General features: G+C 45.0%; 19 protein-coding genes. 8 read left to right on the top strand and 11 right to left on the bottom strand.

Annotated features, from left to right (window positions below; translation table 11 throughout):
* Window positions 1-278 precede the first annotated feature (278 nt).
* From miaE to JGK11_RS03345, 3 genes are all read left to right on the top strand, one after another.
* Window positions 279-875, top strand: a complete 597-nt coding sequence (gene miaE / locus JGK11_RS03355; protein WP_293196621.1) for a tRNA isopentenyl-2-thiomethyl-A-37 hydroxylase MiaE — start codon at window positions 279-281, stop codon at window positions 873-875.
* Window positions 876-966: 91 nt separating this feature from the next.
* A complete protein-coding gene (locus JGK11_RS03350) occupies window positions 967-1,464 on the top strand; it encodes a GNAT family N-acetyltransferase (RefSeq protein WP_293189440.1) in 498 nt (165 codons plus the stop codon).
* Between the two features lie 72 nt (window positions 1,465-1,536).
* Window positions 1,537-2,928 (top strand): cytochrome P450, encoded by a 1,392-nt coding sequence (locus JGK11_RS03345; RefSeq protein ID WP_293210561.1) that lies wholly within the window; start codon window positions 1,537-1,539, stop codon window positions 2,926-2,928.
* Window positions 2,929-3,229: 301 nt separating this feature from the next.
* Here the strand turns inward: JGK11_RS03345 and JGK11_RS03340 are convergent, their stop codons facing one another.
* From JGK11_RS03340 to JGK11_RS03330, 3 genes are all read right to left on the bottom strand, one after another.
* Window positions 3,230-7,066 (bottom strand): PAS domain S-box protein, encoded by a 3,837-nt coding sequence (locus JGK11_RS03340; RefSeq protein WP_293210558.1) that lies wholly within the window; start codon window positions 7,064-7,066, stop codon window positions 3,230-3,232.
* A 670-nt stretch (window positions 7,067-7,736) separates the two neighbouring features.
* A complete protein-coding gene (locus JGK11_RS03335; RefSeq protein WP_293175307.1) occupies window positions 7,737-9,128 on the bottom strand; it encodes a malic enzyme-like NAD(P)-binding protein in 1,392 nt (463 codons plus the stop codon).
* Window positions 9,129-10,296: 1,168 nt separating this feature from the next.
* The gene (locus JGK11_RS03330; protein ID WP_293196618.1) at window positions 10,297-10,692 is read right to left on the bottom strand and encodes a hypothetical protein; all 396 of its coding nucleotides are present in this window, start codon (window positions 10,690-10,692) and stop codon (window positions 10,297-10,299) included.
* Window positions 10,693-11,039: 347 nt separating this feature from the next.
* On the opposite strand from JGK11_RS03330, the gene argS reads away from it, so the two are divergent.
* Entirely contained in the window at window positions 11,040-12,797 is a 1,758-nt protein-coding gene (gene argS, locus JGK11_RS03325) for an arginine--tRNA ligase (RefSeq protein ID WP_293196616.1), read from the top strand.
* 22 nt (window positions 12,798-12,819) lie between these two features.
* Here the strand turns inward: argS and JGK11_RS03320 are convergent, their stop codons facing one another.
* The 8 genes from JGK11_RS03320 to JGK11_RS03285 form a co-directional block, all read right to left on the bottom strand.
* Window positions 12,820-13,218, bottom strand: a complete 399-nt coding sequence (locus JGK11_RS03320) for a type II toxin-antitoxin system RelE/ParE family toxin (protein ID WP_293175313.1) — start codon at window positions 13,216-13,218, stop codon at window positions 12,820-12,822.
* Window positions 13,208-13,705, bottom strand: a complete 498-nt coding sequence (locus JGK11_RS03315; RefSeq protein WP_293189450.1) for a hypothetical protein — start codon at window positions 13,703-13,705, stop codon at window positions 13,208-13,210. Before JGK11_RS03315 ends, JGK11_RS03320 begins: the two co-directional genes overlap by 11 nt.
* Before the next feature lie 61 nt (window positions 13,706-13,766).
* Window positions 13,767-14,609, bottom strand: coding sequence for a YheC/YheD family protein (locus JGK11_RS03310; RefSeq protein ID WP_293196614.1), 843 nt, complete (start codon window positions 14,607-14,609; stop codon window positions 13,767-13,769).
* Window positions 14,610-14,716: 107 nt separating this feature from the next.
* Window positions 14,717-14,896 carry a hypothetical protein gene (locus tag JGK11_RS03305; protein ID WP_293175319.1) on the bottom strand — a complete coding sequence of 60 codons (180 nt, stop codon included), beginning with the start codon at window positions 14,894-14,896 and terminating at the stop codon, window positions 14,717-14,719.
* A 75-nt stretch (window positions 14,897-14,971) separates the two neighbouring features.
* Window positions 14,972-15,403, bottom strand: coding sequence for a DUF4279 domain-containing protein (locus JGK11_RS03300; RefSeq protein ID WP_293196612.1), 432 nt, complete (start codon window positions 15,401-15,403; stop codon window positions 14,972-14,974).
* 23 nt (window positions 15,404-15,426) lie between these two features.
* Window positions 15,427-15,666 (bottom strand): polymorphic toxin type 33 domain-containing protein, encoded by a 240-nt coding sequence (locus JGK11_RS03295; RefSeq protein WP_293196610.1) that lies wholly within the window; start codon window positions 15,664-15,666, stop codon window positions 15,427-15,429.
* Between the two features lie 62 nt (window positions 15,667-15,728).
* Window positions 15,729-16,418 carry an ImmA/IrrE family metallo-endopeptidase gene (locus tag JGK11_RS03290; protein ID WP_293175325.1) on the bottom strand — a complete coding sequence of 230 codons (690 nt, stop codon included), beginning with the start codon at window positions 16,416-16,418 and terminating at the stop codon, window positions 15,729-15,731.
* Between the two features lie 15 nt (window positions 16,419-16,433).
* Complete coding sequence (locus JGK11_RS03285; protein WP_190739559.1) at window positions 16,434-16,757, bottom strand: helix-turn-helix transcriptional regulator; 324 nt, start codon at window positions 16,755-16,757, stop codon at window positions 16,434-16,436.
* 38 nt (window positions 16,758-16,795) lie between these two features.
* On the opposite strand from JGK11_RS03285, the gene JGK11_RS03280 reads away from it, so the two are divergent.
* The 4 genes from JGK11_RS03280 to JGK11_RS03265 all read left to right on the top strand — a co-directional run bounded on the left by JGK11_RS03280 (window position 16,796) and on the right by JGK11_RS03265 (window position 18,578).
* The gene (locus tag JGK11_RS03280) at window positions 16,796-17,059 is read left to right on the top strand and encodes a hypothetical protein (RefSeq protein WP_293175327.1); all 264 of its coding nucleotides are present in this window, start codon (window positions 16,796-16,798) and stop codon (window positions 17,057-17,059) included.
* Window positions 17,013-17,279, top strand: coding sequence for a hypothetical protein (locus tag JGK11_RS03275; RefSeq protein WP_265234661.1), 267 nt, complete (start codon window positions 17,013-17,015; stop codon window positions 17,277-17,279). Before JGK11_RS03280 ends, JGK11_RS03275 begins: the two co-directional genes overlap by 47 nt.
* Window positions 17,280-17,446: 167 nt before the next feature.
* Window positions 17,447-18,148: a hypothetical protein gene (locus JGK11_RS03270; protein ID WP_293175332.1), complete on the top strand. Its 702-nt coding sequence runs from the start codon at window positions 17,447-17,449 to the stop codon at window positions 18,146-18,148.
* A 61-nt stretch (window positions 18,149-18,209) separates the two neighbouring features.
* Window positions 18,210-18,578, top strand: a complete 369-nt coding sequence (locus JGK11_RS03265) for a hypothetical protein (protein ID WP_293175334.1) — start codon at window positions 18,210-18,212, stop codon at window positions 18,576-18,578.
* Window positions 18,579-18,633: the final 55 nt, after the last annotated feature.

Here is an 18,633-nt window from a genome sequence, read left to right as displayed (position 1 = left end):
ATAGATCGTGATTGTTGTAGGGGCGGGTTCACCCTGATATTCAACACAAATCCTAAATCCAATAAACCCGCCCCGACCGGATATTACGATCGACCGGACATGATATCATATCAAATCAAATCCGGTTACATCGTCGGGCGTAGGGGCGGGGCGGGTTTATATAATTTGTCGATACTTATCTAATATTTCGGCGAACCCGCCCCTACAGAACTCGATCGAATACCAGGACGAATTAAACGGAAATGATCTAAAATCTCACATCTAAAATGTCAAATAATATGAGTTCAACACTGCCAACAATTAAGTTTTTGAAACAGCCGACTTCGCCAGCTTGGATCGAACAGGCGATCGCCCATTTGGATACAATCTCATTAGATCATTCCCACTGCGAGCGGAAAGCGGCCGGAGTAGCGTTAAATTTAATGTTTCGCTACCCAGCGCGGGAAAAATTGGTGCGGATGTTAACCGCCATCGCCCGCGAAGAATTGGAGCATTTCGAGCAAGTCAACCAGCGCTTAGAAGAGCGCGGGATCGCTTTGGGCCCTTTGGCTGCGCCTCCCTACGGTGGGGGTTTGTCCGCCCAAATTCGCAAGCAGGAACCGGAAAGACTTTTGGATTCTTTGTTGGTTTCTGGTTTGATTGAAGCGCGGAGTCACGAGCGGTTGGGGCTGCTAGGCGAACACTGTCCCGACGCAGAATTAGCTAAGTTTTACCGCAGTTTGATGGCTTCGGAAGCGCGCCATTACGGGGTATATTGGATTTTGGCAACAACTTATTTCGATCGCGCTCTTGTTATTGAGCGGCTGGAGCAATTATCATTGATAGAGAGCGAGTTGCTGGCAACTCTTTATCCTGAACCGAGAATTCATAGTTAAAAGTTGGGTGCATTTCCAGACTGTAAAACACTAATTATCAGTAAAATTACAGTTGCCAAAGTCCAAAAATAAGTATAATTAGTAACAACTAATGAGAACCCAACATCGGGATTTTTTAATTCGTTCGTGGGAAACGCGCGATCGGGCTGAGGCATTCCATTTAATTCAGAATGTTTTGGTAGAGTACGGTTTACAATGCGAAGTTCATGGGGCCGATCGAGATGTCTATGATGTAGAACTACACTATCAGAAGAAGGGCGGGGAATTTTGGGTAGTTGAAAAGCACGATCAAATAGTCGGTACGGCGGCTTACTATCCCATCGAGCGCGGGAAGAATGCTGTGGAAATTCGCAAAATGTATATTTTGCCAGCAGCAAGGGGACAAGGTTTGGGGAAATTTTTACTGCAAGAATTGGAAAGTAAAATAATGGCTCGCGGCTTTGATGAAATCTGGATCGAAACTGCTAGCGTTCTCAAAGAAGCTGTTAAAATGTACGAAACTAGCGGATATCTACCGACAACGGGTGTGGAAACAGCAAGGTGCGATCGGGTTTACGTAAAATCTCTCGGCGTCAACAAGCTAGAATAGAGATTCGCGATCGCTTGGAAATAGTAATAATGCTTTCAGTCATCTGAAACAACAAAAGCAGGATAAAAACCAATGACTATCCTCACAGAAAATTCTCAATCTCAAAATAACACTAGCAACAAATTGCTAGACGGCCCTAAACAGGGGAGATTTGTTCAGACAGTCCGGGGGATTTTAAATCCCCTCTATTATTTAGAGAAAAATTATAAGACATACGGCGACATTTTCACCACCCAATTCAGCAACTTTCCGCCCCAGGTAGTTATTAGCAATCCTCAAGCAATTCAAGAAATTTTCACAGCGGATAGTAAATTCTTTGAATCTGGTACGGGAAACCAAGTAACGTTACCTTTGGTAGGCCCCAATTCCTTATTGTTGTTAGATGGCGATCAACATTTGCAGCAGCGCAAGCTTTTAATGCCACCTTTGCACGGTGAACGTATGAAAGCTTACGGAGAAATCATCCGCGACATCACCGAAAAAGCAATTAATACTTGGACTCCTGGTAATACTTTCATCGCCCAAGCAACCATGCAAAACATTTCTTTGGATGTGATTTTGCACGCAGTTTTTGGGCTGAGCGAAGGAGAACGCTACCAACAAATTCACCAATTAATGGTTGATATGTTCAGCGTGTTTAGTAATCCATTAAATGCTACCTTTTTGCTGGTAAAGTCACTGCAAAAAGATTTGGGGGCTTGGAGTCCTTGGGGACGGTTTTTGCGGCAGAGACAGCGTTTGGATGAACTGCTTTATCAAGAAATTCGCGATCGCAAAACTCAATCTCAACCCTTGGGCGAAGACATCCTCAGCTTGTTGGTTTCAGCCCGCGACGAAGCGGGACAGCCGATGAGCGACGTTGAATTGCGCGATGAATTAATGACAATGTTATTCGCGGGACACGAAACTACCGCCACAGCTTTAGCCTGGGCTTTGTATTGGATTCACTATCTCCCGGAAGTCCGCGAAAAATTGCTGCAAGAACTCTCTTCTATTGATGTTGACAATTGCGATGGGATGGAAATTGCTAAACTGCCGTATTTGAATGCTGTCTGTTCGGAAACGCTGCGAATTTATCCGATCGTATTTTTTGCATTTCCGCGCGTTCCGCAAGCTCCGATGCAGTTAATGGGTTATGATATTCCCAAAGGAGTCATGCTTTCTACCTGCATTTATTTGGTTCATCACCGAGAGGATCTTTACCCCGAACCAAATCGTTTTAAACCAGAACGTTTTCTAGAAAGGCAATTTTCACCTTACGAATATTTGCCGTTTGGGGGAGGGAACCGTCGCTGTATTGGCGCGGCATTTGCGATGTTTGAAATGAAGTTAGTCTTGGCGAAAGTGCTGTCGCGATATTGTTTGGAACTTGCAGAAAATCGTCCGGTTGTGCCTGTACGCCGCGGTTTGACAATGGCGCCCGCTGGCGGTGTGCGTCTGGTGGTAAAGGGTAGTTTGTCGTAGTGTCGTAGGGTGCGTCAGTATGCGCGATATTTGGTGATGTTGAGAAGCTAGTGGCTGACGCACCATAGTTTGTTGAAAGGTGCGTCAGCTTACAGGATTTTCTGGGGAGCATCTCAGTTTTGTATTTACAGTGCTGTCCCCGCTCGCGTGCTTACAAGCACGCGAGCGGGGACGCTCGCACTACAAGAAAAAATGCTTCTTGCAAAACTGAGATGCTCCCATTTTCTGTGCTATTTGAATCCCTAACTGACGCACCCTACGAATAACCAATAACCAATAACCAATAACCAATAACCAATAACTAATTTCTTTTTTGCCGCAGCGGAATCTCGATCGCAAATTCGGAACCTTCTCCCAATACAGAATTGCAGGTCAGCTCGCCTCCGTGTTTTTCTACGACAATAGAGTGCGAAATCGCCAATCCTAAGCCTGTGCCTTTGCCGATGGGTTTTGTGGTGAAAAATGGGTCAAACAAGCGCCGTTTCACGTTTTCGCTCATCCCGGGGCCTGTGTCAGCTATCCGCATCATTACGCAGTTATTGTCGGTTACTTCGGTGCGAATTCTAATTGCTAAATCCTTCCCTTCCTTGCATTCTGGTTTATTTGTCTCCATTTCCAATGCGTCGATCGCATTGCTCAACAAATTCATAAATACTTGATTTAACTGACCGGGATAGCATTCAACTAAAGGCAAGTTACCATATTCTTTAATCAGATCGATTGGCGGGCGATCGGGTTTATTTTTGAGGCGGTTTTGCAAAATCATCAGCGTGCTTTCAATGCCATCGTGAATATCAACTTGTTTCATTTCGGCTTCGTCAAGTCTTGAGAAAGTCCGCAGGCTCAAAACTATGTCGCGGATGCGATCGGCTCCGACTTTCATTGATGTGACAATTTTTGGTAAATCTTCAACAATATAATCAATTTCAAAGGCTTCTCTGGCATTTAAAATTGCTACGCTAGGCTGGGGGTATTCACGATGGTAAAATTGCAGCATTTTTAGCAAGTTTTCAGTATATTCGCTGGTGTAGCTCAGATTGCCGTATATAAAATTAACTGGGTTATTGATTTCGTGGGCTACACCTGCGACTAACTGTCCCAAACTAGACATTTTTTCACTTTGAATTAATTGAGTTTGGGTTCGTTGGAGTTGGTGCAAAGTTTGTTCTAGCTGTTGAGTTTGATCTTGAGCTAATCGGGCTGCTGTGCGGGTTTGATCGTAGAGTTCGGCGTGGTCGATCGCGATCGCAATTTGAGCGATCACCGCTTGCATCAATTCGACTTCCGAATCGCTCCAATTTCGCGCCGACAGAGCCTGATAGCAGGTAATCGCGCCAATATCGCCGGCAGCAGTATGAATTGGCAGCGACAGCACTGATTTAACTTTTATTGCCTGGAAAGCTTGGCGCAATTCTACATTGTCAAAAGTGCTAACATCATCAATTCGCAGAATTTCTCGGCGCAAAATTTGCTCTACTCCTGCACTAGATGTGTTCTCTACAACATAAGTACCTAGGAAACTTGGCAAAGCTACATTTTTGGCTTCGCAAGTCACGTCCCAAACCGGAGGATTGCTGTTGGGACGGTACCAAGTGAAGATGCACCAATCTGGCTGCATGAGATTCTGAATTTCTTGAACGGCGGTTGCTAAAATTGTGTCTAAATCTAAAGAAATGCGGATTTGGTTGGCTATTTGATTGAGTAGTTGTTCTCTCTGAGCTTGCTGTCTGAGGGCTTGTTCCGATCGCACTAATGTTTCTTCTGCAAGGAAGCGATCGGTTAAATCTTGGACGACTGCTTGAATAACGCTTTCATTTCCAACTTCGATGACTGTCAGCACGACTTCTGCGGGAAAATTCGTACCGTCTAAACGCTGGTGAACCCAATCAAAACGGTGATTACCACATTCAAAGGCGATCGCCATCATCTCATTCGCCATGCTCAAAGAGTCTCTGCCGTTGGGTTGGAAAGGAGGCGACAATTCGCCTGGATTCTTGCCGACAAACTGCCCTTGGCTAGTGGCTCCAAATAGTTCTATGGTGGCGTTGTTGACATTGCGGATACCGTTTTCATCTAACATTAAAACAGCCAAGCTGGTTGATTCGTAAAGTAATCGAAATTTGGCTTCTGACTGCTGTAATGCGGCTTCTGTTTGCTTGCGATCGGTAATGTCGGCAACCATTGCCAAAGCGCCGATATAGCGCCCTTCTTTGTCTGGCAATGGATTAGTAGAAAGCATCGCCCACAACTCGCTCCCGTCTCGGCGCAGGAACTTAAAATCGTGCTGTTCGCGAATTCCTTGACTGCGGCGGTTGAGATTGGCTTGGGCGATCGCGATGCCTTCTGCATCCATGAAAGCAAATAGTGACTGCCCGATCGCATCCTCTGCGGTGCAGCCTAGCATATCAGCCATTTTTTGGTTAACAAAAGTAGTTTTACCCTCCGCATCGATCATCCAAATGCCTTCATCGGCTGTTTCGACAATGCAGCGATATTTTTCTTCGCTTTCTCTGAGGGCTTCTTCTGCTAATTGGCGAGCCGTAATGTTTTGAGTCATTAGCAATCCGCCGGTGATTTCTTGCCGTTCGTTTCTGACTGGCAAAGTATAAGCGAGGTAAATGCGATCGCCATAGGTAAATTCTGTAACAACTGTTTCTCCAGCCAGGGCCGCCAGATAATTTGGCTCGACAGCAGCGCAAAAATCCGGCTGGAATACTTCCCAGATTGTCTTGCCTTCCATTAACTCTTTAGAAAGCCCCACTCCTGCTAATTCTGTGCCTTCTACCAGGGTAAAGCGCATTTCGCGATCGAACAGCATCACCGCACTGTTGGGAATGTTGCTTGCCATAGTGCGGTAGAGCTGTTCGCTTTTTTGGAGGGCTGCTTCTGCTTGTTTGCGATCGCTAATGTCAATAACCAGTGCACCCATGCCGATCGCCTCACCGTCTTTGTCGAGTAGAGGAAAATAAGAAGCTGTCATGTGTCGCATAATCCCCGGATTTCTGGGATTCTCAGCGCTCATTTCCATGTTAATTAGAGGTTGCTTGGTTCTCAATATTTGTTCGTATAAAGGCTCTACCATTGGAGCGATTTCCGGCAATATTTCGCGTAAAGTCTTGCCAATGTGTTCAGCAGGACTCAGGCTATTTATTTCGGCTAGAAATTGATTAATTTGCACGTACCGAAGTTGGGAATCAAAAATGCAAAATCCTGCGGGTGCCTCCTGCAAAAAGGAATCAAATAGTGCTTGTCTCTGTGCTAATTCTTGTTCTATTTTTTTGCGATCGCTAATGTCTCTGATGCAGCCGACACTTCCAATAATTTCGCCACGAACGTCTTTTAACAGAGAAAGTGACAAGTGCGAGTAAAAATTTTCTCCAGACTTGCGCTGCATGGTAATCTCTAGATCCGACTCGCCTGTTTCTTCTAGCTGTTGAGCCACTAATATAGATAGTAATTCTCGCTGTTCTTGCAGATAAAGTAGAGCAATATTTTGACCGATTACTTCACTATTCTCATATCCGTAGAGTCTTTGAGCCTGTTTATTCCAACTGGTGATTGAGCCGCCAGCATCCGTGCAAATTACGGCTTCGCGAATTTGCTCTAAAATCTGATTTTGGAGTTGCAGTTGCGATTTTGCAAGTTCGAGTTCGGCGATTTTTTCTTGGAGTAGTTCGTGAGTTTTTGCCAACTCAGTATTCTGGTTTTCCAGCAATTTTTCTAGATGACAATTGCAGTGCGACGGCGCTGATTCCAGCAGCTCGCTATTTTCAGGCTCCCAATTAACAACTTGTTCAGCACTCAACCAAATCGCCCACTCTCCGTCTGTTTCAATTGCCCGCTCCGACACTCGCACGGGTACGAGATGGTTGTTTTTATGTTTGTATGCTGCTGCACACGTGCCCGCGCACCTATTTTTGGTTGGAATTTCTAGATACTTGTCTCTGGCAGTACACTGTGTTTGCACAATTTCCCAGTAGTTGAGGTTGAGAGTTTCTACAACTGTCCGACCAATAATATTCGCAAAAGCTGGATTTACGTCAAGAAAAGTCCCGTCCGTCCGGCACAATGCCAGCCCGAGCGGGGACGGTTCTAATAATTTGCTGTTGCTGCGCTCTTCTCCTAACTGGCTTTGCATCTGACCTAGCTGGGCTTGGGATAATTAATTATATCTTTATTATGTCGATTATCTGGTTTATTGGTGTGATTTTTATCACTCAGCAAAAAAGCAGGAAGAAGGAAGTTCGGCAACGGATTGTATAACGGATTTCATTCAGTTGACAGTTGACAGTTGACAGTTGACAGTTGACCGCTTGAGGGCAACTTCTACCTGGAAGTCCGAGGATTGGAGTAATGAATCGTCTGATTTTAATTTATCCCTAAAACGGAGAGGCTTTCAACCAATGATTTCTGGTAAGGGATAGATGTTGAGGTTCGGGGGCAGAAGGAAGAGGTTAAAGGTTCGAGGTTCGAGGGAAGTTCGGCAACTAGCAGTGTACGGAATTTAATGCCGATCCGCTGAGGGAGGAGAGAGGGACAAAGAGAGGATGGGGAAGGAAAAAGGAGTAAGAATGAACGGGAAGGAGGAAACGGAGAATGAGAATAAACCAGAAAAATCCCAAAACAAGAAGTACAAAACTGCGACAAAGACCATGAATTTATACATGGTATCTTCCCCCTTCCTTCTTCCCTCTTCCCTCTTTTCTCCCTCAACTGTCAACTATTCTCGACTGTCAACTGCTTTCCTGCTTTCGGAGTCAACTGTCAACTGTCAACTGTCAACTGTCAACTGTCAACTGTTCCTTCTGTTAATCGCGGGCGATACCTTCGGATCGGGCGGCCAACTGCACTGCACCGGCGACAGCAATGGCAACTCGCTCGTCAAAAACTGAGGGTATAATGTGTTCTTTGTCAAGCTGTGAAGGACTGACTAAAGAGGCGATCGCGTAAGCTGCACCTAGATACATACTGGTCGTAATCGTGCGAGCTTTGCAGTCCAAAGCACCTCGAAATATCCCCGGAAACGCCAAAACATTGTTAATTTGATTCGGGTAATCGCTGCGTCCGGTAGCAATAATCGCCGCATCCTCCATAATTAATTCTGGCTGAATTTCGGGAATGGGATTTGCCATGGCAAAAACGATCGGATTCTCGGCCATCGATCGCACCATCGATCGCGTGAGCACGCCAGGGGCGCTGACACCTAAAAATACATCCGCACCGGCGATCGCATCTTCCAAAGTACCGCTCGAAGCTACAGCAAATTCCAGTTTTTCTGGGTTCATATCCGTGCGATCTTTGGAAAGGACGCCTTTGGAGTCGCACATGATGATGTTTTCGGCACCTGCTTTCCGCAGCAAACGGGCGATCGCGACTCCGGCCGCACCGGCGCCGTTAATTACGATACACACTTCTGCCATTGTTTTTTTGACGAGTTTCAAGGCATTAATTAATGCTGCCAAACTAACAATCGCAGTTCCGTGTTGATCGTCGTGAAAAATCGGAATATTTAAGGTTTCCCGCAATCTTGCTTCAATTTCAAAGCAGCGAGGTGAAGAAATATCTTCGAGGTTAACACCACCAAAAACCGGGGCGATATTCTGCACTGTGCGAATAATTTCGTCAGTATCTTGGGTATTCAAACAGATAGGAAAGGCGTCAATTCCGGCAAATTCTTTAAATAGCATGGCTTTGCCTTCCATGACTGGCAGGGCGGCTTCGGGCCCCAGGTTTCCCAGTCCCAAAACTGCGCTACCGTCGGTAACAATGGCAACAGTATTTTGTTTGATAGTCAGGTTGTAAACTTGTTGGGGGTCATTGGCGATCGCAGTACAGATGCGAGCGACTCCTGGAGTGTAGGCCATTGCCAAATCTGACTGGCGTTTGAGGGAAATTTTGCTTTCTACGCTGATTTTACCGCCGCGGTGCAGGTTGAAAGTGCGATCGTACACGTCGATCACTTTGATATCCGCTAGCGCTTTCACTGCTTGGACTATTTCTTCGCTGTGCTCGGTGCTGTAAGCATCGACGGTGATATCGCGAACTGTAGTGGCGCGGGTTTGCTCGATCAAGTCGATTTGGCCAAAGTTGCCGCCCACAGAGCCGATCGCACTGGTGACGCTAGCGAGCATTCCCGGCTGGTTCGGCAGAGCAACGCGAATCGTTAAACTAAAGCTAGGGTTCGGTGTCAGTTTTACCATGATGGCTTGATTTTAGATTTGAGAATTGCAATCTTAGATTTTATCGCCAATGCTAGGCATAAAATTTAATAATTCAATTTTTCAACTTAAATTTTTAACAAATTCTATGAGCCTGGGATGCGATCGCACTATATATCCCCTTCAACAGTTGACAGTTGACAGTTGACAGTTGACAGTTTGAGATCGACCTCTACCTAGAAGTCCGAGTATTGAAGCAGTAAATAATTTTGTTTTATTTCCCCCTGCTTAAGGAGGAGGCTTTAAACCCATTCTTCTTGGTAAACTGCGTCAGTTTCTCTGTGTTTAAATTGTGTCAAAACTTGGGACTGATGGGGTGCATCTCACTTTTGAAGAGGGCGAAGCATGACCGCATATAAATTATTAGTTATCATCCCATATTTTCTGCGGTCATGCTTCGCCCCTACGGATGTATTCGCCAAACCCAGATGCACCCGACTGATGCACCCTACTAACTACTAACTATCTATTTTTTCCAATATTTCTGCTCGCTGCAAACTTAATGAATGTCAAGCAAAACTCTCTTTTGCAACGAGCAGTAAATGCACCTAATTCAACCTAAAATATCTCTTGTTAAAAAGCTTGCTGTGTATATCTTCTGCCCTCGAACCTCTTCCTTCTTTTGACGCGATCGCGTAGCCGAAGCAAGCCTTCTTCTCTCTTCCTTGACTTTTAAATCCGTTACATTCCGTACATTGCAAGTTCGGATGAACTTCCTTCTTCCTGATGACTGATGACTAAGACGGCGGGCCTGCACCATCCACCGCCCCTACCAACTAACTAACAGCTAACAACTGTCAACTGTCAACTGTCAACTGTCAACTGTTTGCTATCTTTTGAAGCGAGACACCGAGGAAAGTTAGTGCGGCTTTTTGGCGGCTTTGATTGGGGAGCTAAAAAGTAGATGCACGGCTGCTTGAGCCGGCAGGTAAAAATCAGATCGACTGATAAGCGGGCATGAAGGTATGTTAATTGTGCCTGCTTGTTGAACAATCTTTGATAGCGAGTGCAACCTTGCTTTCGATCGAATTACCTGCACGCTTTGCCCTGATGATTCCAGGGATTGTTACTAAGTAGGCAATGTCTCCCGCGCCGGTACTGGCACAGGTTCGGCGCAACACAGCAAGTTGCTGGTTGCTAAGTGTCAATTTTACCGATCGCTCGCAGCATCAGCACACATAATTGTAAAGAATTTGCAAGCGAGACAATCGGGGGGAACTTTTTCTAAGTTTTGCAGATCTACTTGTTCCTCGACCTCGCTGCCGGGGGGAACGATGCACAGGGCAACTTGTCCGACTCCAGCCATGAGTTCGGCAACTCGCTCTAAAATGTTGTCCATTTTGCCAATTAGTTGCTCGGCAGCCTCCAGACTCGGCGCGATAATGAAAAAGGTTTTGACTCCCTCGGGACAAGGGGCGAAACCGAGGGTACACTCTCGTAATAGTGCTTGAGTCGAAAGACTCAGAGGGTCATCGAAGCGATCGATTACAGCTTGATAAAAGGCTTGGGTCAAAGAACGATCGCCAAAAACAGGTTGAGATAACATAACTACTTCCTTGGGTAGAATTTTCGGGAGCATTAAAAAAATATTAACATACGTTAATGTAACTCATTTAAATAAATTATCTAGCGATCGCGATCGTTGACTAGATGTGATCTTTTTTGCTTTGTGTAGCGATCGCAACTGTGATAAAATGTACTATGTGTTAATGCGGTCAGTGATTTCGACTGCACCAGCAGCTCAAACCTAAGCACACAAAATTTTATTGGGAATCGGGAAAGAGGGGGAGAGGGAAAGAGGGGGAGAGGGAAATTGCCTGAGTTGTAAGAGTATTATTGACACAAAGTGCTTAATCTAGAGTTTAAAATAAGTATCCAATCAAAATATAAAAGATGAACTCGATCGCCCAACAGTTAAAAACAAGATTTGAAAAAGCCTTCACCTCCGCATTCGGCGAGAGTTATGCCGATACGGATCTGATGCTAGCGCCTGCGAATAATCCCAAGTTTGGGGATTTTCAGTGCAACGCGGCGATGAGTTTGGGCAAAAAGTTAGGCAAGCCACCGCGGGCGATCGCCTCTACGATCGTCGAAAACCTAGATATTGCCGACATCTGCGAAACTCCAGAAATCGCCGGCCCGGGTTTTATCAATTTGAAGCTGAAACCGGCTTATTTGGAAGCGCAGATAAGCGCGATCGCCGCCGACACCCGTTTGGGGATTTCACCGACTCAAACGCCTCAGAGAATCGCGATCGACTTTTCGAGCCCGAATATCGCCAAAGAAATGCACGTCGGACATTTGCGATCGACAATCATCGGAGATGCGATCGCCCGCACCCTCGAATTTCAAGGCCACGACGTAATCAGAATCAACCACATCGGCGACTGGGGCACCCAATTCGGAATGCTAATCGCCTATTTGCGCGAAGTTCACCCCGAAGCTTTAACAACTGCTGACGCCCTAGACTTAGGCGATTTAGTTGCATTTTACCGCCAAGCAAAACAGCGCTTCGACGCAGACGAAATCTTCAAAGAAACCGCGAGACAAGAAGTCGTAAAACTGCAAGCCGGCGCCGAAGACACCAGACGCGCCTGGAAACTGCTGTGCGATCAATCCCGCCGCGAATTCCAAGTAATCTACGATTTGCTCGACATCAAATTAACCGAACGCGGCGAATCATTTTACAATCCATTATTGCCCGGAGTAGTCGAAGATTTAACCAATCTCGGTTTGCTAGTAGAAAGTGACGGCGCCAAATGCGTATTTGTAGACGGATTCACCAACAAAGAAGGCGAACCATTACCGCTAATCGTCCAAAAAACCGACGGCGGCTACAACTACGCCACAACAGACTTAGCTGCCATCCGCTACCGCATTCAAAACGACAAGGCAAAGCGCATAATTTACGTCACAGATTCCGGACAATCCAACCATTTCGCCCAAGTATTTGCAGTCGCCAGAAAAGCCAATTGGATTCCCGAAGATGTCGAGATTGTCCACATTCCCTTCGGCTTGGTATGTGGAGAAGATGGTAAAAGACTAAAAACTCGTTCTGGGGATGCAGTGCGGCTGCAAGATTTGCTCGATGAGGCGATCGTCCGCACGCGCCAAGATTTAGAAGAGAGATTAGTCACAGAAGAAAGACAGGAGACAGAAGAGTTTATAGCCAACGTATCTCACATAGTTGGTTTGAGCGCCGTTAAGTACGCCGATTTAAGTCAAAACCGGGCGAGCAACTATGTATTTAGTTACGACAAAATGCTCGCATTGCAAGGAAACACCGCACCTTATATGCTGTATGCTTACGTGCGCGTGCAGGGAATTCGTCGCAAAGGTGAGATTAATTTTGACAACTTAGATGCTAGTGCAAAAGTAATTTTGGAGTCGGATGCGGAGTTAGTTTTAGCCAAGCATTTATTGCAGTTGAATGAAGTTGTAAATGCTGTTGGCGGCGATTTGTTGCCGAATCGAATCTGTCAGTATTTGTTTGAATTAAGTCAAAAGTTCAATCAATTCTTTGAGCAATGTCCGGTGTTGAAAGCGGAGGAACCGTTACGGACTTCGCGGTTAATTTTGTGCGATTTGACGGCACGGACTTTGAAGTTAGGATTAGGATTGTTAGGGATTCAAGTGTTGGAGAGGATGTAATCTAAGGTTTGTAGTGAGGACTTTAGTCCTTATCTTGTATTTCTTCTGTCGTTTCTCCTGCGTCTTCAATCAACTCGTTAAATTCGCTGATAATTGCTAAAACTCGATCGGCGGCAATATCTGATTGTTCTGATTTTGAATAAATGGCAATCAAGATAACGATCGTCATTGTTTGAAGGTAGTAAATGAATCTATATCCACCGCTTTTTCCTTTTTGAACATCGCTGTTTTTAACACGCACCTTAAATATTTCGTAACCAATCCCAGGTATCGGAACTCCCAGCAACTCTCCAGCTTGCAGTTTTTCAATAATTGGCTGAACATCCGATCGGATATGGCGGTACTTTTTAGAAAGAGCGCGTAAGTCGCGTTGGAATTCTCGCGTGGGTATAATCTGCCTTAAAGGAGGATTATTCTGCATCAATTCCATCCCACAGTTCAGAAAGCGGTATAGTCTGCCCTGTCATTGCTTCGTACCATCCTTGGCGAAAACACTCTTCTGCTGACTTCAGCGGTTCCTTAGCAAGAGCAATTTCTTGTTTTGCGCGTTTGGCAGCCGCCACAAGTTGCGGTTGTGTTTTTTTGAAAGATTCTTCCCATTGAAGCTCATCTTTTAAGTCTGCGATATACTCTTTCAAGTATTCTGCTACTTGCTGCTGTAAATTTTCTGGCAGAGACTCCATCATCTCGATCGCTGCATCAATACCTTCCCACAGTTCCGATACAGGTCTAGTTTTTCCGGTCTTTATTTCCAGCCATGCTTGCCGAAAGCTCTCTTCTGGAGATGGGAGTGCTTCTTCGTCTTCGTTAGCAAGAAGGATGATGCGAACTCTGCGTCCAGCAAATTTTTCGGATAGGGCTACAATCTCTTCCCACGTACCCTCTACTTCTAATACTTGTCCTGTCATTATGTTTTCTTGTGTAATTGTTGGATTTAGTTAATTGTAGCGCATCTCTAAAATCGAACATTTACGGCTTTTGATTAATAGTCAAGCTCTCCAACATATCTTTAAACATCTTTACAGCAATCCGGCGATGATTATCTCTCACAAAAATCTCAAAATTAGGACTTGAATTAATTTCAATTAACCAATATTTCCCATTTGTATCTAGCGCAATATCAAACCCACCATAATTAATCCGAATCTCTTCAAAAACAGGGCGAACAAAATTTTCAATTTCCGAAATAATCTCTGAGTCGGTAATATGCTTAGCTTTTGCACCCTCCCAGTGCAGCGGGCTTAAATTCCCCGCAAATTTAGCGTCTGATTTATCTTTTTCATACAGCAAAACCAGCTTGTGATTGAAAAAAACCGCCCGATATTCGTGTCGGATATCAATGTACTCTTGAGCTAGACAAACATAGTCATAATCTTTGCTATTGACATTAAATACAAGTTCAATCGCTGCTTGAACTTGCTCTTTCGTTTCACAAAGCAATACATTGTTTCCCGCCGAACCGCGATTTCTTTTCACAATCACGGGTAGCGAAAATGTTTTACTCACTTCGGCTGCAATTTCTGCACAATCTTTAAACTCTAAATATTTGTGATACTTTTCCTCGCAAAAAGGCGAGAGAAATCCTAGGGTGTGAGGAGTTTGAATCTTGCCTTTTAGCAAGTGATAGGTATATTCTTTGTCTTTAAATATGTGTACGATTTGCTCGTTGTTAAACGGCATACTGAAATTGACAAAATAATAGTCTTGACCGTTCAGTTTGATTCTAACTAAGTTTTGGTTTGGTGCGAGGATTTCATAACTGATATTTAACTCTTGACAAGCTTCGAGAATCAGACTGATATTTGTCTGCATAATTTGCACAGTATATTTGTTTATGAGTTGCGCGCGCTGACTTTACTAAACCGGGTTTCTTCGTCTATTTCTCGTCACTCAATGTAAAAATCGTAGAAACCCGGTTTCTAGCCACCATGCTTCAACAGTTGACAGTTGACAGTTGACAGTTGACAGTTGACAGTTTGAGAGCGACCTCTACCTAGAAGGAAGAGGATTGGAGTAATGAATAGTCTAATTTTAATTTCTCCCCGCTCCGGCTTGGGGCTTTCAACCAATTCTTTCTGGTAAGCCCTGATTTTTTTCATTCATACTGTACCACAGTAGGAAGCAAGGAACCCAGAAGGGCGATCGCTCTTTGTGTGTGCACAAGGCTATGCCCCTCATGCTGCTACTGCTTCATCCGAGGCAGTCTCCTCTGGCAAAACAAAAAAATCAACATCAATTGCCGCATTCAATTGATGTACCTTTTCAACGATACTTTTATCAAAATGAATCGCTGGCACACTGCCACTTCTGTAATAAATGACGCAAGCAATCTCGGCTTTACAATGCTTGCACAACTCTACCAAAGATAGCCATCCCGGTTGAAGTTGTTCCATCACAGATTTAATGTGAGATTCTAAGTCGTCCGACTTGCTAAGTTGAGAATCTACTCTCCAGCCATTATACTTTTTGCGGATAGTAGCCTTTGAGTGAATTAAGTCGCCAATTTTCCAAGTTTTAGTTGGTTTTATGCCCACTTTTTCTGTTACCTCTTCTGGAGATAAGTCAGTTCCAATTAAGGCAAAATAAGCGTAAATTTCTGATTCCATCCTCAGACTCCTGTTAAATGTGATTAGAAATCATTAATGTTTAGATCTGTTGGTTCGCCCGGACTCATGCCGCATTTAGGTTTGACGTAGATGTTTCCATCTCTGTCTTTGTAAAGGTCTTTTTTAGAAGCATTTTCTTCATTTTTGATTTCGTGAATGTCAACTCCTCCTATTTTCAATCTCTCAATCTCCTGCTTGGTAAGCAGCTTGTCTTGTCTCCTGTTTCGCTCTTCTTCGCTATTCCCTGATATTATTTCCGCCATTCCTGACACCAAAAAAAGCTGAGATTCGAGAATCTCTCTCAAATCTCAAATTCAATCAAATTTTACCCGAACAACCGCTGCTGACCGTTTGCTGCCTCTTTCCCGGCATAAATCTCGCGGGTTCCCTTGGGAATGTAAATCCAACCAAACTCTTGCAAGCGGTTTGTTAAATTGGAAATGCTCACTCCCAATTCATCTCTCATTTTGTATAAATGCGACCACTTTGTTAAATCCCGTCCCTGTCTTTTATCTTCCAAAATACATCGGGGCATTAACAAGCAGCTTGCGAAATATTGCGCTTGCCATTCGATCGACAAAACCTTATTATCCGCACCCGCGCCCCGACACACAAACGGTTCCTCGACATCCTGGGCGGTTTTTTCTGTATCGCCCAGGTTGAGTTCCAACTGTTTCACAGTTCCGTCTGCTTCGTCTTGATTGACGTGCAGCACCCAGTGGCCGATTTCGTGGGCGATCGTCGATTCGATGAACCCCGGCGGTTTTTCGAGAATCAATTCGTTGATTTCGATTAACCGCTGCTGGGGTAAAATCCTGGCGGCGATCGCACCTTCCTCATCGGGCTCAATGCAGTCCCAGACTACGCCCAAATCCAGGAAATCAGCCACCGTTGTCGCTTCAAAAGGCCATTTCGGAGCAAAATTTTGCGTTTTCTGCATCTGCATCAGGATGTCCGAAGCCAAACGCTCGATCGATTCTTTGGGATAGAAGCAATACGGTTTAAAAATACTCACTGTGATAGGCCTCTGTTACGCTTCAAAAGATTGTTTGAGCCAATCTGGATTTTCTTGCATCCGCCGGAAAAGAGCCTGCATTTCCTTCGGATTCTGCTTCAGCAGCGCTTCGTACTGCTGAGGCAGTCTCCCCGCCAGAAAAATCAATTCCTCTTCGTTGATATCGAGATTCCGCGCTAATGCTCGGATTACCTCCTCTTTTGGCGCATAATCGGCGCGATCGTTCTCCAGCTTCGACAAATAAGTAAAATCCACACTTAACATACCCGCTAGCTCACGTTGTGAGTAAGCTTTGTCCTTGCGAGCTTGACGGATCAGTCTTCCAAATGTTTGTTCCACGGTTTTTCGCCTCCTGACAGGCATTCTAGCCTGTTTTGATGAAAAGTTCAACAAAATACTTGACGGGAAAATCAACACAGGCTACCATAGGTTTAGTTGACGGTTTAATCAACCAACTTAACCGCACAGGTATGGTTGAGGGTGCAAAATATCCCAGACAAAACACTAGATATAGCACCATTAACTTTAGAGGAGCGATCGGCGCTGGGCGTCAAAACGCTTGTACGCAGCAAATTAAGGAGGAACAGATAGCAAATGCTGAGAACCTGGACAGACACGCATTACAAGCTCGAAGACGATGACTGGCTATACATCGCCACCCACGAAGAACAAAGCTCGGCCTCACTGGTTTGTCCGGGCTACGCACGGGATGGCGAAGGCTTCAGCATCCACTTCACCCCAGCGCACTTAGAAACGTTAGAGCATTTGCTCACCGCGCTGCGAATTATTCAAGCTCAACAAGAGGCGATGCTTGAATACACATATCCAGAACCAAAAGCGACAACACATCTTATTCGGTAATCGGAAGGGGAGAGGGGGAGAGTGGGAGAGGGGGAGAGGGGGAGAGTGGGAGAATTAGCCAATTACCAATTACCAATTACCAATTACCAATTACCAATTACCAATTCCCCATTACCAATTACCCATTACCAATTACCAGCAAATAAATAACCAAGGAAAAACGAACAATGACTACTACAAAAGAAAGACCTACATTTTCAGTATTTGGTGCCAAACCGAGCAATGCTTTGCTAGTACCAGAAATTCCGATCGCCGTTCGCAACAATTGCCAAAGCGGCCAATGGGCGATCGGCGACACAGACTATGGTTCCAAGTGTTCGATCACCATCCTCAAATTTGCCAAATTCTTCGGTTCCCTCGGTCAAACTTCCCACACACTTTGGGGTCAACTTTGGTTCGTCGCAGAAACAGGCGAACTGCCCCAAGGAGTTGTCATGGTCACCTACATCAAAAACCGCAGTTTGAACGATTTTAACCGTTTAGTCGCATCAGTTCAATCGCGCGGCGTAGAGCCAGCAACCGGAATTTTTATCCCCGAATTTGTCAAACATTCCGGTCAAAAACCCGACGACAGCGGAGTAGTAAAACCGATTAATTACTACAGTTTAAAATGGTCGTGGATGGAGCGAAAAGACTGGGGAGTTATCGATCAAGCAGCAGCAGTTTTATCCGATCTGAGCAATCAATCGCGGATGATTGACTTGGAAGGAACCAGGGCTATGATTTGTTTAGATAACCTACCAGCAGCACAAGTTGCATCCTTGATGGCCGCTCACGCCAACGGTGAAAGCGATGCTATTGCTTTGAATTCCAACGGTAATATGTCGCTGCCATCAGCGGAAGACAGAGCAACTGCTGACTTGTTCTAATTTTGTGGAAAAGGCGCGATTTAATCGCGCCTTTTCCGTAACTGTGACAGCGAAAAGTAAAATGAAGAAATTAACGAAAATTAAAACCAAACCCAACCTGCAAGAAAGCCGTTTGCGAGAAAATTGCGAGCTACTCGACCAAATTCGGGCAGATACAATTAACGACATCGAAAGTCTCACCGAAGACTTCCAGCACATGAGTGTAGTTGCCGAATCTATCCGGCGAAATTACCAAGCTTTGCTCTCGGAAAATCAACTGCTTAAAGACACACTTGTAAGTATAGTTGACGATTGCGAGTGCTGGCAAGCCAATCGGTGCGCTCGCTGTAAAAAAATTCTCAAATCTCTTGAGAGCAATCATCCAAACTTCCCACCAAATGCAGCCAAAAAATATCGATCTATTCTCAGCCAACTCCGGAACTTAGGATAGTTCAACACGTCTTAGTAACAAGGTCTCGAAAAGTTTGAATCAGGAGCAACAAGCA

The organism is Microcoleus sp. PH2017_34_RAT_O_A (assembly GCF_020737885.1).
In the GTDB taxonomy this organism is placed as follows: Bacteria; Cyanobacteriota; Cyanobacteriia; order Cyanobacteriales; family Microcoleaceae; genus Microcoleus.
Note: the sequence above shows the minus strand (reverse complement) of the source record. Positions and strands in the feature narration are given on the sequence as shown.

What these genes read in the sequence shown, in the direction of transcription:
- miaE (WP_293196621.1), top strand. Translation starts at nt 279, where the DNA reads ATGAGTTCAACACTGCCAACAATTAAGTTTTTGAAACAGCCGACTTCG.
- JGK11_RS03350 (WP_293189440.1), top strand. Translation starts at nt 967, where the DNA reads ATGAGAACCCAACATCGGGATTTTTTAATTCGTTCGTGGGAAACGCGC.
- JGK11_RS03345 (WP_293210561.1), top strand. Translation starts at nt 1,537, where the DNA reads ATGACTATCCTCACAGAAAATTCTCAATCTCAAAATAACACTAGCAAC.
- JGK11_RS03340 (WP_293210558.1), bottom strand. Translation starts at nt 7,066, where the DNA reads ATGCAAAGCCAGTTAGGAGAAGAGCGCAGCAACAGCAAATTATTAGAA.
- JGK11_RS03335 (WP_293175307.1), bottom strand. Translation starts at nt 9,128, where the DNA reads ATGGTAAAACTGACACCGAACCCTAGCTTTAGTTTAACGATTCGCGTT.
- JGK11_RS03330 (WP_293196618.1), bottom strand. Translation starts at nt 10,692, where the DNA reads ATGTTATCTCAACCTGTTTTTGGCGATCGTTCTTTGACCCAAGCCTTT.
- argS (WP_293196616.1), top strand. Translation starts at nt 11,040, where the DNA reads ATGAACTCGATCGCCCAACAGTTAAAAACAAGATTTGAAAAAGCCTTC.
- JGK11_RS03320 (WP_293175313.1), bottom strand. Translation starts at nt 13,218, where the DNA reads ATGCAGAATAATCCTCCTTTAAGGCAGATTATACCCACGCGAGAATTC.
- JGK11_RS03315 (WP_293189450.1), bottom strand. Translation starts at nt 13,705, where the DNA reads ATGACAGGACAAGTATTAGAAGTAGAGGGTACGTGGGAAGAGATTGTA.
- JGK11_RS03310 (WP_293196614.1), bottom strand. Translation starts at nt 14,609, where the DNA reads ATGCAGACAAATATCAGTCTGATTCTCGAAGCTTGTCAAGAGTTAAAT.
- JGK11_RS03305 (WP_293175319.1), bottom strand. Translation starts at nt 14,896, where the DNA reads ATGAAAAAAATCAGGGCTTACCAGAAAGAATTGGTTGAAAGCCCCAAG.
- JGK11_RS03300 (WP_293196612.1), bottom strand. Translation starts at nt 15,403, where the DNA reads ATGGAATCAGAAATTTACGCTTATTTTGCCTTAATTGGAACTGACTTA.
- JGK11_RS03295 (WP_293196610.1), bottom strand. Translation starts at nt 15,666, where the DNA reads ATGGCGGAAATAATATCAGGGAATAGCGAAGAAGAGCGAAACAGGAGA.
- JGK11_RS03280 (WP_293175327.1), top strand. Translation starts at nt 16,796, where the DNA reads ATGAAAAGTTCAACAAAATACTTGACGGGAAAATCAACACAGGCTACC.
- JGK11_RS03275 (WP_265234661.1), top strand. Translation starts at nt 17,013, where the DNA reads ATGCTGAGAACCTGGACAGACACGCATTACAAGCTCGAAGACGATGAC.
- JGK11_RS03270 (WP_293175332.1), top strand. Translation starts at nt 17,447, where the DNA reads ATGACTACTACAAAAGAAAGACCTACATTTTCAGTATTTGGTGCCAAA.
- JGK11_RS03265 (WP_293175334.1), top strand. Translation starts at nt 18,210, where the DNA reads ATGAAGAAATTAACGAAAATTAAAACCAAACCCAACCTGCAAGAAAGC.